The organism is Streptomyces sp. NPDC039609, assembly GCF_055596705.1.
Map to the genome: position 1 here is coordinate 108,429 of NZ_JBVIUJ010000006.1, position 14,023 is coordinate 122,451.

Below are 14,023 nucleotides of genomic sequence, written 5' to 3' on the forward strand. Positions count from 1 at the left end.
CTCATGCGCGCAACACCCCAGGCCACTGGCCTCAACTTCGAAGAGAGGTACTCGGCATGAAGCCGCAGAACACCAGCTCAACCAACTCCGTATCACGCATCCAACGCAATTCCCCGCGGTCGAAGAAGTTCTGGACCATCGACCACGCCTGCGGTCACACCGCCGAGGCCGATCTCTCCGACCGTCCGGCCGACCGCCGTGGCGGATACGCCCGCTGGCTCGCCGGCCGGGACTGCGCCGACTGCTGGCGAGCCTCCCGCCAGGAGGACACCGAGGCCACGGCCGAGTGGCTCGCGAAGCAGAGGGTGACCGAGCAGGCCGAGGCCGAGGCGTGGTCCGAGCAGTACCGCATGCCCCCGCTGGACGGCACCGACCGCGCGGTCGCCTGGGCCACCCGCTGTCGCCACCAGCTCGTCTCCTCCGCGTACACCGCGCTCGTCGTCGAAGGAACCACGAGCGAGGCGGAGTGGGAGGCCATCGAGAACGCCGTACGGCCGCTGACCCGCGCCGGCTGGTGGCTCGACCAGCGCGATGCCGACCCCGCGGACCTGCCCGAGCTGGTGGACGCCGCCTCCACGAGCGACCGGCCGACCGAGAACCCCCACTTCTGAACGGACCACCTCCACGATGCCCACCCCGCCCGACGTCGTCATCACACGCCATCCGACCGGCAATGTCACCGCCGAAGGCGGAGACGAACTCGCCACCACACTCCTCAAGCGCGCGGGCTTCGTCATCGAGACGACGCCCCGGTCCTTCTGGTACCGCCTGCCCTGGGACATGGGCGAAGCCCGCGAGAACCAGATGGCCAGCCACGCGGCCTGCATGCTCAGCGCCGTCGGCTACCGCGTCGACCTCGGTCCCGATCTGCACGTGGGCCCCCTCACCACGCCCTCCGACCCCCCAGGGCAAACACGTCCACGGCCACCAGGTCCTGCGGCTGACCGACGAACTCAACGGCGCCGAGACGTACGAGACTGCCGCTGATCTCGCGGAGCACGTCCTGGACCCCCACGATGGTGTGCTCGTCCGCCTCGGTGAGTTCTTCGAGGCCACCGCCGAGCAGGCCAAGGCATCCGAGACCGATGCCGGTTGGGATCTGTCGTACGACTTCGCTGAAGCCGCAGCGACGCTCACTGCGCTCGGCGAGGACCTGCACGTCGCCGCCGACCAGCTGCGGGCACTCGATCGGCTGGCGAAGCCGAGCTGGCAGGCACGTGTCGCCAACTACTACGCCACTGCCCCGGCCACCCAGCGCACCGGAACACCCACCGTCACACCCGAGGCGTCCGCTGCCGCTCCACCGCCCGCGTCCAGGTCGAACCGAACGCGCTGACCAATCCCCTTCATCAGAGCGGCCGTTGCGTGTCCTTCCTACACGAAGAGTACGGAACCGATGCCGAGATCTACCGCAAGCCGTTCAGCACCGAGGTGATCGCCGACTGCGGTGACCCGCGCGCCCACGAGGTGCTTGCCGCGTGCGGCTTCGTGAAGAAGACCGTCCCGCCGCACTACGTCTGGCACCAGCTGCCCGAGGGACCGTCGGAGGAGGAACAGAAGCGGCGGGCCACGCGTGCCGCGTGTCTGCTCCGGGCCCAGGGCTTCGACACGAACGTCGCCGAGGACTTGGTCTCCGAGGAAGCCGTTGCCGCCGTACGCGACGAGATCCTGCGGCACCGGATCAGCGGCGCGGCCTCGTCGTCCTCGCCGACCGCCGGCCCGGTCGCACCACCGGCACCCCCGGACACCACGGTCCCGGCCGCCCCGCGGCTCCCTCCACCTCCGCCCACCGCAGCCGTTAGGAGCCCCTCGTGATCACCAGAAGAACCCGCAGGCCCCAGCCCATCGCCCCTCTCGCACCACGTAACGGGACCGCGCTTTGTCTCCTGCACGCACCAGCACGCCCTCGGCCACCACCGGCACCGACTTCCTGCTGCACCTGATGCTGTCCGTCGCTGCCCTCGGCATAGGGGCCGGGACGCTGGCCTGGCTATTCGGCAACGTCGCCAACGCCCTCACCGTGTCCGGCCCTTGGGCCCCGTACGAGCCGACCGAAGCGTTGCTCCACCCCCACGAGCTCTGGCCGCACCTTCCGCAGCCGGTCCTCGTCGGCGCCTGCTACGTCCTGCCCGCACTCATACTCTTGGCCGCCGCGCTGCTCGGCGCGAAGGTGTGGCTGCGGCTGCGCGGCAACCCCAAGGGGTTGGCCGACCAGCGTGACCTGGCCGACCTGATGCCCAAGAAGATCGCGGCCAAGGCGATCGACCTTCGTGCGAGCCTCAAGGGCACCAAGCCCAAGGACGTCGTACCCGACGACCGCGGCGTTCTGCTCGGCACGCTCGCGCCCGGCGCGCGCGAGGTCCGTTCCTCGTGGGAGGACGTGATCCTGGCGATCATGGCACCCCGGTCCGGAAAAACCTCCGGCCTGGCGATCCCGGCGATCCTGCGCGCTCCCGGACCAGTGCTGCTGACCTCCAACAAGGCGGCCCGCGACGCCTACACCGCCACGCTCGCGGCCCGCGCCGAAGCGGGCACGGTGTGGACGCTCGATCCGCAGCAGATCGCCCACGCGCCCCGGACGATGTGGTGGGACATCCTCGCCGACGCCCGCGATCTCGCCGGAGCCCGCCGTCTGGCCGGGCACTTCGTGACCGCCTCCGTGGACGAGTCGAACGCAGGCGACTTCTGGTCCACCGCCGCCGCGAACACGCTCACCGCGCTGTTCCTCGCCGCCGCCCGCGACCGGCGGCCGATCACCGACGTCCTGGCCTGGCTCGCCTCGCCGGCAGACCGCACCCCCATCGACCTGCTCCAGGACGCCGGACTCGACGCGGTCGCCGCCCAGCTCCAGGGCACCGTGGCCGGCGCCGTCGAGACCCGCGACGGCATCTTCGAGACCGCGCGGCAGTACGCGAGCTGCCTGCTCGACCCGACCATCGCCGCCTGGGTCACGCCGCCCAGCGGCCTCGGCAAGATCCGCGAGTTCAAGCCGGAGGCGTTCGCCACCAGCAAGGACACCCTGTTCCTGCTGTCGAAGGACGGCGGCGGCTCCGCCTCGGCGATCATCGCCGCCGCTGCCGACGCGGTGATGCGCGCGGCCGTCATCCAGGCCGAGCGCGACGGCGGGCGGCTCGACGCCCCGCTGCTCGCGATCCTCGACGAGGCCGCCAACGTGTGCAAGATCGCCGACCTGCCGGACCTGTACTCGCACCTCGGCTCACGCGGCGTCATCCCGATCACGATCCTGCAGTCCTACCGTCAGGGCGTCCGGGTCTGGGGCGAGGCAGGGATGGACGCCCTGTGGTCCGCCGCGACGATCAAACTCGTCGGCTCGGGCATCGACGACGCCGACTTCGCGGACAAACTCAGCCGCCTGGTGGGCGATCACGACGTCCGTACGGTCTCGGTCTCCACCAGTGAGTCGGGCAAGTCCACATCGGTCTCCATGCGCCAGGAGCGCGTGCTGCCGCCGGACGCCATCCGCGCCCTGCGCAAGGGTTCCGCCCTGCTGCTGGCCACCGGCATCCGCCCCGCGCTCCTCGACCTCAAGCCCTGGTACCGGGAGCCGGACGCCGACCGGCTCGGCGCCGCGTCCGCCACGGCGACCGCGGCGATCACCGAGCGCGCGCTGGCCAAGAACCTGCGCCGAGACGACTTCGGTCCGGCCGCATGACCCAGGTGCTGCCAGGTGCCCGGCTGGCGAGACGCAACGGTGCACGCCCCCAACCGTCGCGTCCCTGGGCCTTCGCCCCCATCTCCTTGAGGTACTCCCATGTCCCACCTCGCCCCGTCCTGGGCTTCGATCCGCCGGTCCGAGCGCCTCGCCGGCACACCCGTCGTACGGCGCGGCGCCGACTGGTGGCTTGTGTCACCCTCCGGCTCCCTGCTCGCCTCGGACCCCGCGTTCACCGGTGAACTGGACCGCTTCGCCGCCGACACGGCCGCGGCCGACCGTGCAGTCGCGGAGATCCGAGCCCAGGGCAAGCCCCCGCGCAAGGCACGGCCGTGACCCCGCTCGTCCACGCCGAGCAGGCCGTGCTGGGCGCGATCTTCCTGGAGCCCGGCCACCTCGACAGGCTCTCGCCCTGGCTGCGCCCGGAACACTTCTCCCGCCCCGCGCACACGGCGATCTACGCCGCGATGCTCCAGCTCAGGACCGACGGTCACCCGGCGGCAGCCACAACGGCCGGCTTCCCCGTCCCGCTGGCCTGGGTGACAGACACGCTACGGGAGGCGAGCACACGGACCCGCGGGCTCACCGCCTCGTATCTGCACTCCCTCGCGTCGGCGTGCCCGCGCCCCGACCACGCCCCGGTGTACGGGCGGATGGTCCTGGAGGGGGCCATCCGTCGCAGCGTGGCCCAGCACGCCGCCCGCCTCCACCAGGCCGCGCTCGCCGACGGCCGGGGCGGCATTGTGGAGGAGACGCTGCACCACGCCCAGGTCCTGACCGACGTACTCGCCGACCTGGCGCACGGCTGGGGCACCGAGGCACGTCCCGTGCAGCCGCCCGCCCCGTACGCACCCCAGGCCGAGCGCCCGCAGCCGGTGGGCGAGCAGGTTCTCGCCGACGAGGAGCTCCTCCTCGGCTGCCTCGCCGCCCGCCCCGAGCAGTTGCTCGGCCTGGTGCGGTGGCTCCGCCCCGGCGACTTCGCCGACCCGGGCCATCAGCAGCTCTACCGCGCGCTGGGGGCCCTGCACCATCGCGGCGAACCCATCGACCAGCTGACCGTGCTGTGGGAGACCCAGCGTCGCGGCACCCTCGCAGACGGGGCGCTCGACACCGAGCGTGTGATGCGGATCTGCGATCCGCTCGTGAGTGGGGCCGCCGAGCACTTCGGCGAGCAGGTCGTCCACGCCTCCCTCGTCCGCACCGCCGCCCTCGCGGCCCGGCAGGTCGGCGCCCTGGCCAACCGCGACGCGCTCGCGCCTGGGCAGCTCATCGGCTACGCCCTGCACGCGCTCGGCCCGCTGGACGACGTGCGCCGCCGAATGCGCCTCGCGAGCGAAGCCGAACCCGAGCAGCGGCGGCCGGCAAGCCGTCCCGGTGCGCCGCCTCCTGCCGCCCGTATCGACGCCGCCCGTGCTCGCAGCCGCCTCGCGGATGCGGCGGCCCCCGCGGCGCCGGTCGCGGCCTCCTGCGCCGCGCTTCCCTCCCGCCACAACCTTCGGAGTCCGTCATGACCGACCACACTGGCCGCGCCGGCCTGGAGAAGGACGAACTGTACCCAGTGGCACGGGAGTTCGAGGAGGCCCGCCACGAGATTGTCGGGTCGTACACAACGAGCTCCCTGCCGGACCTCGTCACCGCGTCCCACCACCTCGCCGCGCTGACGGGGCTGGTGAAGGACCTGTCCGACGAGGTCCTCTTCCGCGCCAGCGACAACGACCCGGGGCTCGACTTCGGCCCGGTCATCGCCGCGTACACCAGCGCGTCCGCCCCCGCGGGACGCGCCGTGACCAACTACGCAGAAGCCTTCGAGCAGCTCGGATTCCTACGTAAGTACGCGGAGGCCCCAGCGACGGCGGACCTTCATGACGCCCGCCGGGCCGCTTTCAACGTCGCGCAGGACCGGCTGGACCTCACCGTGGACTCGCTGCAAGAAGCCTTCGTCACTCTGCGGCACGCTGCCGACCGGATCGATGGCACGCCGCCTCGTATCCTCGCCGCGCTGAGCCGCTCGGCACGCCCAGAGAACTCGATCTACCGCCTACCGACCAAGCTCCCCGCCACCGAGCCGATCCGTCTCGCCTACATGCCGGTGTCCCGCCGTGTGCGCTGACCTTCAGGTGGCGCCGCACCAGCCGTCGATCGGGAGTCTGTGCTCCGGGTACGGCGGTCTGGATCTCGGCGTGCAGGCCGTCCTCGGCGGCACGGTCGCCTGGCATGCCGAGGTCGATCCGGGCCCGGCCCGGATCCTGTCCCGACACTGGCCGGCCGTGCCGAACCTCGGCGACCTCACGGCCGTGAATTGGGCCGATGTCCCGGAGGTGTGCGTCCTGACGGCCGGGTTCCCCTGTCAAAGACGTCTCGGTCGCCGGCCGTCGCGCCGGACTGGCTGATGGCACCCGGTCCGGTCTGTGGTTGCACATCGTCCGTGCCATCGAAGCCCTCAACCCGTGCCTGGTGGTCATCGAGAATGTCCGAGGACTCCTCACCTCCCCCGCCGGTTCCCCTGGCGACGTGGAACCCTGCCCGTGGTGTCTGGGAGACACCGCAGGCCAGCCTGCTGTGCGCGCACTCGGTGCCGTACTCGGCTCCTTGGCCGACCTCGGGTTCGATGCGCGCTGGTGCGTGCTTCGCGCCTCTGATGTCGGAGCTCCGCACCGTCGCGAGCGGATCTTCCTCGTCGCCTGGCAGTCCCGGCGGCTCAGCCCTGCTCAAGACACCAACGAGCAACCTGGCCACGAACGGAGGGAGCCAGCACCCGACGAAGAGGAAGCGGGGCGGGCACGGTCCGAATCTGGCGGACGAGGTCGAGTGGCTGCTGCCGACGCCGAAGGCGTCGGACGGCACAAAAGGATCACCGAACCACCGTCACGGGAACGGGGACCTGACACTCCCCTCGGCGGCAGCCCGTCTGCTGCCGACCCCACGGGCAAGCGACACCGGCACTCCCGGACGCCGACCGGGCGCGGGCTTCCGGCCCCCGCTCTCGGCAGTGGTACTCCCCTTGTTCACCCCTCCGACACCGACGGACGAGGGGCGTGGGGACCATACGCCGCCGCCATCGCCCGATGGGAGAGGGCAACGCGCCCGGCACCCCGGCCCACCGACGAGGCGGGACGCCCTCAGCCCACTGTTCGTGGAGTGGATGCAAGGACTTGAACCAGGCTGGGTGACGGCCACTCCGGGACTGGGACGCCCCGCCCAACTGGCCGCTCTGGGCAACGGAGTCGTGCCGCAACAGGCATCTCGCGCGCTGGAGATCCTCACTCCGCCGGTCCCGCTCTGTGGCCGTCACGGCTCGCGGTGAAGGACGGCTTCTACACCGGATCTCCGGCCGGGCCAAACCCGGATTTCTCCGGATCCTCGCCACCCCAACCACCCGATCTTGCGGAGGGGTAGCGATGGCCGAACCCGCTCAGGAAAGCGAGCCGATACGCGTGCCGGACCGCGACCTGGACGACCTGGTCTCCACGGTCGCGAGGCTGGTCACGGAGAGCCGTAAGCAAGGCGAGACACTCGCCCGGCTCACCGACGACGTCCCGCCTTCGGACGACGAGGGCGGCGGAGCCGAGCACGGTGGCGGAGAGGGCTCGGTCGCCGCGTCGGCGGCGGCCGAGCCGGGCAGCTCGCAGGAGGGCCCGGCGTCCATCTTCATCTTGGCGCTCGATGGCAAGGCGTACGTCGAGGAGCTCGCGGCGCTGACGAGCTGCGTGCACGACCTGCTGCTGCCGGTCTATGGGCGGGAGATCACCACCGGCCGCCCGTGGTGCCAGCAGTGGCAGGAGCATCCCGAGGCCGTCGCCCGGCTGCACGCCCTGTGGCTCGCCTGGCAGCAGCTCACCGACGTCGAGGCCGGCCTCACCGGCCCCTCGACGTGGCACCGCGACCACCTCGACCCAACTCTGCTCCAACTCCGCACGCCCGACGGCCCGTTCGGTGCGTGCACCACCAGCCCGACCCGCCCCAACCACCGGCTCCTGGCCTCGCCCGAGCCTGCGGGAGCCTGACGTGACCGACACATACGAAACCCAGGCGCCGGACTACCGGATCGACGGCTTCGAAGCAGCCACCGAGCGAATCGAAGAGGACTTCTTCTCGGTCACGCTCTCGAACGACATGTTCGTCCCCCTCGCCGAGCACCACAGCGCCAACGGACGTGACAGCTACCTGCTGTTCTACGACCGGGCGGCCATCTGGGACGCGCCCGGCACGGCGGAGTACGTCGCGCTCCACCTCACCCGTGACGTCGAGCAGCGAACGTTCGCCTTCGACTACGAGCGTGTTCCCGTCGTGCCGCTCGCGCAGAACTGGCTCACCCGCCGGGGCTGTCCGCCGGAGGCCGCCGCGCCGACCAGCAACCATGGGCCACGCCCGGCCGACGCGCTCACCTCGCGGCTGGAGGACCTACTCCGGAGCAACCCCGGCGGCCGGTACGAGGTGATCGACCACCACACCGACAACCCGGGCTCCTTCGACTTCGGCACCGAGGTGCGCACTCTCGTCCACGACAGCCACCCGGCCTCCGCGCACGCCCCCTACCGCCTCTTCCTCGAGGAGACGGCCAAGGACTTCCGCTCCTACACGGTGCGCGAAGGCGCCTTCACCAGCGTGGAGGCAGCGGACGCCTGGGCCATGGACCGCAGCACTCCTCTCCCACTGGCACCGGCCCCGGAGGCCACCGTCGTCCACAGGGCCCAGGCTGCCCGCACCCGCTCCCCGCTCGCCGGAACCGCCGGCATCGCCGTCCCCCCGGCGCCCGTCGCGACTCCTCGCCCCGTGTCTCCTTCCGTACCGCGCTCTCACCGGGGTGCGCGGTGAGCCGGGCGCGGTACGCCTTCGCGGCGCACCCCGAAGCCCTGGCCGATCTGCGCTCCGTTCCTGAGAGCATCCGCGACCTGGCCCTGCTGGAGCTGCAGCACCTGGTCCACGGCAACGAACGCGGAGCGGCGCTGACCCGCGAGCTCGCGGGCTGCCACAAGATCTACGTCGATCCGGAGACCCGCTGGCGCATGGTCGTCCAGTACCGAGACGCCCCGGCGACCTCGCAGCACCGCCGGGAGATCTACCTCCTCGCGGTCGGCGAGCGCCAGGACCAGGCCGCGTACCGCACCGCGGCTCACCGGCTGGAGCGCGAACGTGAGGCATCCGCCGGGACCGCGCCCCTCCATGGCCGCCGCGCCCAAGCGGCACAGTCCCGATCCCCGCACGGGAGCGCAGGTCCGGCACACGTCGGTTCGCCGGCCCCAGCCGCTTCCACGGCTCAGCCGCGGGCTCGCCGCCGGTCATGACGCCCAGCCCCTCATCCGCCACCGACCGGAGGTACCTCCCCATGTCGCCTCGCGACCTCGGCGGTCTCGCCCCGGATACCAAGGTCCTCGTCGCACCGGTCCACCTCGCGGGTCCCGGGACGAGGGAGCCCGTCTTCAGCGTCCTCGACAACGCCGTCGGCTGGACGAAGACCGTCGCCTTCGAGACGGACACGTACTACACCAGCCCGTGTCAGCGAGTCCGTATCGCCAACCCCCGTGGAGAGCGCCTATGGCGGTTGGACGATCACCTACTCCGAGGACCCGCTCGGCGTTCCGGACTGGATCACCACCTTCGACCGCAACACGCCCCGCGAGATCGTCGTCGCCTTCACCAAGACGCTCGTCGACAGCCTGCCCAACCACTTCAGGGACTACTTCAGCGATGGCAAGCACTACACCGGCCTCGGCCAGGAGGACGTACTGCGCCGGAGCAACTGGGAGCCGGTTCATGGAAGTGGGCCGTACTGGATCGTCTCGCCCGACAGCCGCGCGGCCCTGCGCACGCGCAGCGGGTGGCTCGACGAGTACACCGAGCTGCTGACCCCGGAGAAGTCCATGTGGCGCCTGTCCGGCGGCGTCGATCCCGTCCATGTGCCGACCTGGAGGGCCTTCTTCAGCAGTAGTACCCCACAGCACCTGCGCACCGCTGCCGCCACCACTCTCACCAGCCCGGACGCTGTGCCGCGTTTCGCTGGCGACATCCCCGAACGCCACCGCGACCTGGTGCACGTGCGCCTCGCCGAGCCGATGACCGCCGTGCCGCGGGCTCAGGCGGCCCTGGCCCGTCGGCCGTACGCCGTCCACGCAGCCGCGCCCGGGGCGGAGGCCGCAACCTCACCCGCATCAGCTGCCGCGCACGGTCGTTCACGCCGTCAGCGCTGACGGCTCGCCGCTCACACCCGGAGATCCCGCATGCCCTCCCAACCGCTCGACGGCGACGTCCACGTAACCCCGCTGTACCTCGCCGGCTCCACCACCAGCCACCGGGCCCGCAGCACCATCGCCAGCCAGCTCTACAACGCCAAGGAACCGATGACCCTGTTCGAGCTGCAGGCATGGCTCGGACACCGATCGCCCAGCTCCACCCAGTTCTAAGCGAAGATCTCCCCCAAGACGCTGGCCAAGGCATACAGCGAGGCCGGCTACTTCGCGCGGAACGTGCGCACCATCGAGGTCCTCGTCGGCCGCGACGCCGTCGCCTCCGGCGCGGCGGCCACCAGCGAGCCCTGGCAGTACTACGACCTCGGCCACGGCTGGTGCACCTACACCTTCTTCGACCAGTGCCAGCACCGGATGGCCTGCGCCCGTTGCGACTTCTACACCCCCAAGGACTCCAGCAGGGCGCAACTCCTCGAAGCCAAGGAGAACCTGCAGCACATGCTCACCTCCATCCCGCTGACCGAGGACGAACGCGCCGCGGTCGACGACGACCAAACCGCCCTCAACGCGCTCCTCGCCCGGCTCAGCGACATCTCCACACCAGCAGGCCCCACACCACGGGAACTCGGCCTCCCCGCCACCTCCACCATGCTGCCCATCGTGGAGGTGCGGCAAGGCAAAAATGCCTGAACCTGAACAATCTGAATCCACCAAATGCACGTGGGCTCTACGTAACCACTCATGCAATCACCTGATGGCTTGATCCGAATCCCATGGCCATCCCGAAGCCACACTGTAATGGGCGGACGGATCGAACTGGCTGGGACAACGGGGGACTTGCCCGCCCTCACGGGGACGGAATGTCACTCCACATCCATTGGGTAGATGGACGACCATCGCTTTCCCGCCCGTAAGGGAGTACCGGGTGGGGTGCGACAACCTTGCATTCATCCGCAGCTCGGCGGGCTAGGGAATCAGCAGCGATGTCTGCATGGACCTTCCGCAGTGCCGCTGACAGATGGCCAACATCCTCAGGGTTGGTAAGGTGCACGTGAGTCTCTGGCTCGCGGTGAAGTAGCGCATTCACCACCTGATCATCCGCTCCAACGTTGTTTAGGGCCTGCAAGAGATAGGCAATGTCCCGCGCACGGGTGAGGTTGACGTGGGCGCCTGGATCGCGGTCCAGCAATCTCCTCACCGCCGGGTCTCCACCTGCTCTATGGAGCGCGTATAGCATGCAGGCGATATCCTGCCCGTACGCAAGGTTGACGTGGGCAGCCGGATCGTGGTCCAGCAATCTCCTCACCGCTTGATCTCCGCCTGCTTCTCGGAGACTATCCAGCAGAGACGCGACTCCTTCCCCACGACTCAGGTTGGCGTGGGCGGCTGGGTCACGCTCCAGCACTCTCCTCACCGCCTCCTCTGCGCCAACCTTTCGGAGAGCGTCCAACAGCATGGCCACCCCCTTCGGGCCAGTGAGGTTGACCTGACTGGCTGGGTCACGGTCCAACAATCGCCGTACCGCCTCCTCTGCGCCAACCCTCCGGTAAGCGTCCAACAGCATGGCCACGCCCTGGGGCTGAGTGAGGTTGCTGTGGGCAGCTGGGTCACGCTCCAGCATTCGCCTCACCGCCTCTTCTGCGCCAACCTTTCGGAGAGCGTCCAACAGCATGGCCACGCCCTGGGGCTGAGTGAGGTTGACGTGGGCGGCTGGGTCACGGTCCAACAACCGCTGCACCGCCTGGCTCGCGCCTGCCTTTCGGAAAGCGTCCAACAGCACTGCGACGCCGTGAGGGTCAGCAAGATTGGCGTGGGCGGCCGCCTGGTGCGCTGCCTGGCTGAGGACCTCGTGCGCGTCGGCCCTTCCGAGTGCTCCCAGCAACACAGCAGCATCCTGGGGCTGAGTGAGGTTGGCGTGGGCGGCTGGGTCACGCTCCAGCACTCGCCTCACCGCCTCTTCTGCGCCAACCTTTCGGAGAGCGTCCAACAGCATGGCCACGCCCTGAGGCTGAGTGAGGTTGACGTGGGCGGCTGGGTCACGGTCCAACAACCGCTGCACCGCCTGGCTCGCGCCTGCCTTTCGGAAAGCGTTCAACAACATAGCGACGCCTTGCGGCCGAGTTAGGTCGGCATGAGCGGCGACCCAGTCCGCGCCCTCGCGATTGGGATCCAGTTGGCCGCGAAGGCACCTGACTAGTTCACTAGGAGCTTGGTGATGGCCTGCAAGTGTGGCTCTTCGCCCCAGGAGCACTGCTTGCTTGTACAAGTCTCGTTTCCACGCCGCATAGGCCAGGCGGGCCAGATCGCTGGGGTCGTCAGTGTGTCTGGTGAGGGATTCCCACAATGAGGGGCTTCCCAGTTGGTCGGCGCGCCGAATGCGCATTTGTTGGTCGAGGTAGTCCGCTGGCTCATACATGGCCGGGTCACCGGGACGGGAGCGCCGCGCAAGGATCGCGGTCAGAGTATGTCGAATGTCGGTGCGAGTGCCATTCCGGCGCTTCCCGGTGGTCAATGCGCGCAGGTCCTGCTCCGCCCAGGCCAGATCCGCACTCTGATGGCGATCGGTTAGGGCCCCCTCGGCGGCCTCCGCCAGCAGCCTGAGGGGAAGGGGCGAACGGTGGCCAAGCCGGCGTGCATCCACTGCTGCAATGATCAGGGCATGCTCTGTGCGAGTGAAGTGCTCTTCCGGGCCACGGAGAAAGGCAGCCAGAAGTTCAGGGCCGCCGCTGAGGTGCTGCACTACTCGCCCGTCGGTCAACCCGGCCTCGAATGCGTAGGCCATTCGACGGTCTCCGAGAGCCAGGTTCCTCCAGGCTTCGTGGTACTTCATTGTTAGTTCGGACGGGACGTGGATACGCTCAGTAAACGGCCCAGTCAGCAGAGCACGAGCCTGACCGTGCGGATCCCCTCGCGCCCGATTACCAGTCAATTCGTCCCAAGATTGCGTCCAGAGCGTTCCCACCACCACCACTCCCTGACGCCGCTCCAACACGGTGCGCAGGCCAGCGGCAACTTCCTCACCTCCCGACCGTTCAAGGAACTGTTGCGTCTCATCTAGCCACAGCACCTTCCCACTCTTAATCTGATCGCGCTCGATAAGCCTGACCAATTCCCGGATAGTGGGTGGGCGCAGCAACAGGCGCGTAGGGGCAAGGTCAAGGAGGGCTTCGTATAGAGCCCGGGTCTTACCCGTGGAAGACCCGCCGGTCAATACCGCTATGACGGAGGGTCCGCCGGCCAACGCTGGAGCAAGGGTCTGGCGCAACTTGGTGTCGTGGTCACGGGCCAGATACGGCGTGGGAGTTGGAAAGCGCGTCGAATTGTCACTAGGAAATCCGGCGGTGTGGACGTTCAGCGTAGCCGCGTTAAGCGTTTCCAGGGTTTCCCTAAGCTGGCCACCCCTAACAAGATCAAGGTGGCGCTTCAATGCGATATACGAGTCGTGCTCGATTGAGCTAGGGCGAACGATTCCGAAATGGTCTCCAGAGAGAGGAAAACTATTGGGAAAGACGCTGCGCGCTGAAGCCGCCGGTACAATTTCATCCTCATCGCCATAATATACGGCAAACGGGATTCGGCACGCTCTGGCATCGGTCTCGTCGGCATTTACAACCTGGTTCATAACGATGCGATGGGCATCGGCTACTGCATCATCGAACGGGCGGAGTTGACGTTCCTGCGGATTCGATGGCAGCAGCCTGCGCAGGAGCATACCGACACTTGAACCGGTGTTCGGGCAAGCAAACAAGACCACCCGGCGTATGCGCTTCAGTTCCTCCCCGCGGCCCCAACTGAGCATTCGCGCCAGATAGCATTGGACAACAAGGCCTCCCTGACTATGGGACACCAAGACCAGGTCTTCAAAGTCTCTACCTGGACCTTCCTCGAGGAATCGTCCGAGAGCGTCAGCAGCGTCATTGAAGCTTGGGATCCGACGAAGAGGGTTAAGAGATACCAACGTCGTGCCGTACTTGAAGGGCAACGGATGAACAAATGAGAGCTCTCGGTCAGTCGCGATCAGGCGCAGGTAGTCGTCCCACATGTCAGGTGAGGATCGAAACCCATGAACGAATACGACGCCAAGCCGCTCGTTAGTTACCGCCATTGCATGCCCCCAAATAACGGCACTGCGATTACTCTTCGTTGAGACCCGCACCTGCTAACC

At 68.8% G+C, this 14,023-nt stretch carries 17 protein-coding genes; 16 read left to right on the forward strand and 1 reads right to left on the reverse strand.

Annotation, left to right across the window (positions count from 1 at the left end; translation table 11 throughout):
- Positions 1-56: 56 nt before the first annotated feature.
- The 16 genes from ACZ561_RS18715 (at position 57) to ACZ561_RS18790 (ending at position 10,548) form a co-directional block, all read left to right on the forward strand.
- Positions 57-611: a hypothetical protein gene (locus ACZ561_RS18715; protein ID WP_470996128.1), complete on the forward strand. Its 555-nt coding sequence runs from the start codon at positions 57-59 to the stop codon at positions 609-611.
- Positions 612-627: 16 nt separating this feature from the next.
- Positions 628-987 (forward strand): hypothetical protein, encoded by a 360-nt coding sequence (locus tag ACZ561_RS18720; RefSeq protein ID WP_470996131.1) that lies wholly within the window; start codon positions 628-630, stop codon positions 985-987.
- Positions 988-1,021: 34 nt separating this feature from the next.
- On the forward strand, positions 1,022-1,336 hold the full coding sequence (locus ACZ561_RS18725; RefSeq protein WP_470996134.1) for a hypothetical protein: 315 nt from the start codon (positions 1,022-1,024) through the stop codon (positions 1,334-1,336).
- Between the two features lie 29 nt (positions 1,337-1,365).
- Positions 1,366-1,815 (forward strand): hypothetical protein, encoded by a 450-nt coding sequence (locus ACZ561_RS18730; protein ID WP_470996137.1) that lies wholly within the window; start codon positions 1,366-1,368, stop codon positions 1,813-1,815.
- Positions 1,816-1,879: 64 nt separating this feature from the next.
- The gene (locus tag ACZ561_RS18735; protein ID WP_470996140.1) at positions 1,880-3,673 is read left to right on the forward strand and encodes a type IV secretory system conjugative DNA transfer family protein; all 1,794 of its coding nucleotides are present in this window, start codon (positions 1,880-1,882) and stop codon (positions 3,671-3,673) included.
- A 99-nt stretch (positions 3,674-3,772) separates the two neighbouring features.
- Positions 3,773-4,009: a hypothetical protein gene (locus tag ACZ561_RS18740; RefSeq protein ID WP_470996143.1), complete on the forward strand. Its 237-nt coding sequence runs from the start codon at positions 3,773-3,775 to the stop codon at positions 4,007-4,009.
- Positions 4,006-5,184 carry a DnaB-like helicase N-terminal domain-containing protein gene (locus ACZ561_RS18745; protein ID WP_470996146.1) on the forward strand — a complete coding sequence of 393 codons (1,179 nt, stop codon included), beginning with the start codon at positions 4,006-4,008 and terminating at the stop codon, positions 5,182-5,184. The genes ACZ561_RS18740 and ACZ561_RS18745 overlap by 4 nt, the downstream gene beginning before the upstream one ends.
- Positions 5,181-5,783, forward strand: coding sequence for a hypothetical protein (locus ACZ561_RS18750; RefSeq protein ID WP_470996149.1), 603 nt, complete (start codon positions 5,181-5,183; stop codon positions 5,781-5,783). The genes ACZ561_RS18745 and ACZ561_RS18750 overlap by 4 nt, the downstream gene beginning before the upstream one ends.
- Positions 5,784-5,853: 70 nt before the next feature.
- Positions 5,854-6,063, forward strand: a complete 210-nt coding sequence (locus ACZ561_RS18755; RefSeq protein ID WP_470997153.1) for a hypothetical protein — start codon at positions 5,854-5,856, stop codon at positions 6,061-6,063.
- Positions 6,056-6,829: a DNA cytosine methyltransferase gene (locus ACZ561_RS18760; RefSeq protein ID WP_470997156.1), complete on the forward strand. Its 774-nt coding sequence runs from the start codon at positions 6,056-6,058 to the stop codon at positions 6,827-6,829. The genes ACZ561_RS18755 and ACZ561_RS18760 overlap by 8 nt, the downstream gene beginning before the upstream one ends.
- Positions 6,830-7,071: 242 nt before the next feature.
- Positions 7,072-7,677, forward strand: a complete 606-nt coding sequence (locus tag ACZ561_RS18765; RefSeq protein ID WP_470996152.1) for a DUF4913 domain-containing protein — start codon at positions 7,072-7,074, stop codon at positions 7,675-7,677.
- A gap of 1 nt (position 7,678) precedes the next feature.
- Positions 7,679-8,488, forward strand: a complete 810-nt coding sequence (locus tag ACZ561_RS18770; protein ID WP_470996154.1) for a hypothetical protein — start codon at positions 7,679-7,681, stop codon at positions 8,486-8,488.
- A complete protein-coding gene (locus ACZ561_RS18775) occupies positions 8,485-8,958 on the forward strand; it encodes a type II toxin-antitoxin system RelE family toxin (protein WP_470996157.1) in 474 nt (157 codons plus the stop codon). The genes ACZ561_RS18770 and ACZ561_RS18775 overlap by 4 nt, the downstream gene beginning before the upstream one ends.
- Positions 8,959-9,195: 237 nt before the next feature.
- Complete coding sequence (locus ACZ561_RS18780; protein WP_470996158.1) at positions 9,196-9,861, forward strand: SPDY domain-containing protein; 666 nt, start codon at positions 9,196-9,198, stop codon at positions 9,859-9,861.
- Positions 9,862-9,891: 30 nt separating this feature from the next.
- Entirely contained in the window at positions 9,892-10,074 is a 183-nt protein-coding gene (locus ACZ561_RS18785; protein WP_470996161.1) for a hypothetical protein, read from the forward strand.
- 63 nt (positions 10,075-10,137) lie between these two features.
- Positions 10,138-10,548, forward strand: a complete 411-nt coding sequence (locus ACZ561_RS18790) for a hypothetical protein (protein WP_470996164.1) — start codon at positions 10,138-10,140, stop codon at positions 10,546-10,548.
- A gap of 157 nt (positions 10,549-10,705) precedes the next feature.
- Here the strand turns inward: ACZ561_RS18790 and ACZ561_RS18795 are convergent, their stop codons facing one another.
- Complete coding sequence (locus tag ACZ561_RS18795; protein ID WP_470996167.1) at positions 10,706-14,014, reverse strand: esterase/lipase family protein; 3,309 nt, start codon at positions 14,012-14,014, stop codon at positions 10,706-10,708.
- Positions 14,015-14,023: the final 9 nt, after the last annotated feature.

What these genes read in the sequence shown, in the direction of transcription:
- ACZ561_RS18785 (WP_470996161.1), top strand. Translation starts at nt 9,892, where the DNA reads ATGCCCTCCCAACCGCTCGACGGCGACGTCCACGTAACCCCGCTGTAC.
- ACZ561_RS18750 (WP_470996149.1), top strand. Translation starts at nt 5,181, where the DNA reads ATGACCGACCACACTGGCCGCGCCGGCCTGGAGAAGGACGAACTGTAC.
- ACZ561_RS18740 (WP_470996143.1), top strand. Translation starts at nt 3,773, where the DNA reads ATGTCCCACCTCGCCCCGTCCTGGGCTTCGATCCGCCGGTCCGAGCGC.
- ACZ561_RS18720 (WP_470996131.1), top strand. Translation starts at nt 628, where the DNA reads ATGCCCACCCCGCCCGACGTCGTCATCACACGCCATCCGACCGGCAAT.
- ACZ561_RS18715 (WP_470996128.1), top strand. Translation starts at nt 57, where the DNA reads ATGAAGCCGCAGAACACCAGCTCAACCAACTCCGTATCACGCATCCAA.
- ACZ561_RS18765 (WP_470996152.1), top strand. Translation starts at nt 7,072, where the DNA reads ATGGCCGAACCCGCTCAGGAAAGCGAGCCGATACGCGTGCCGGACCGC.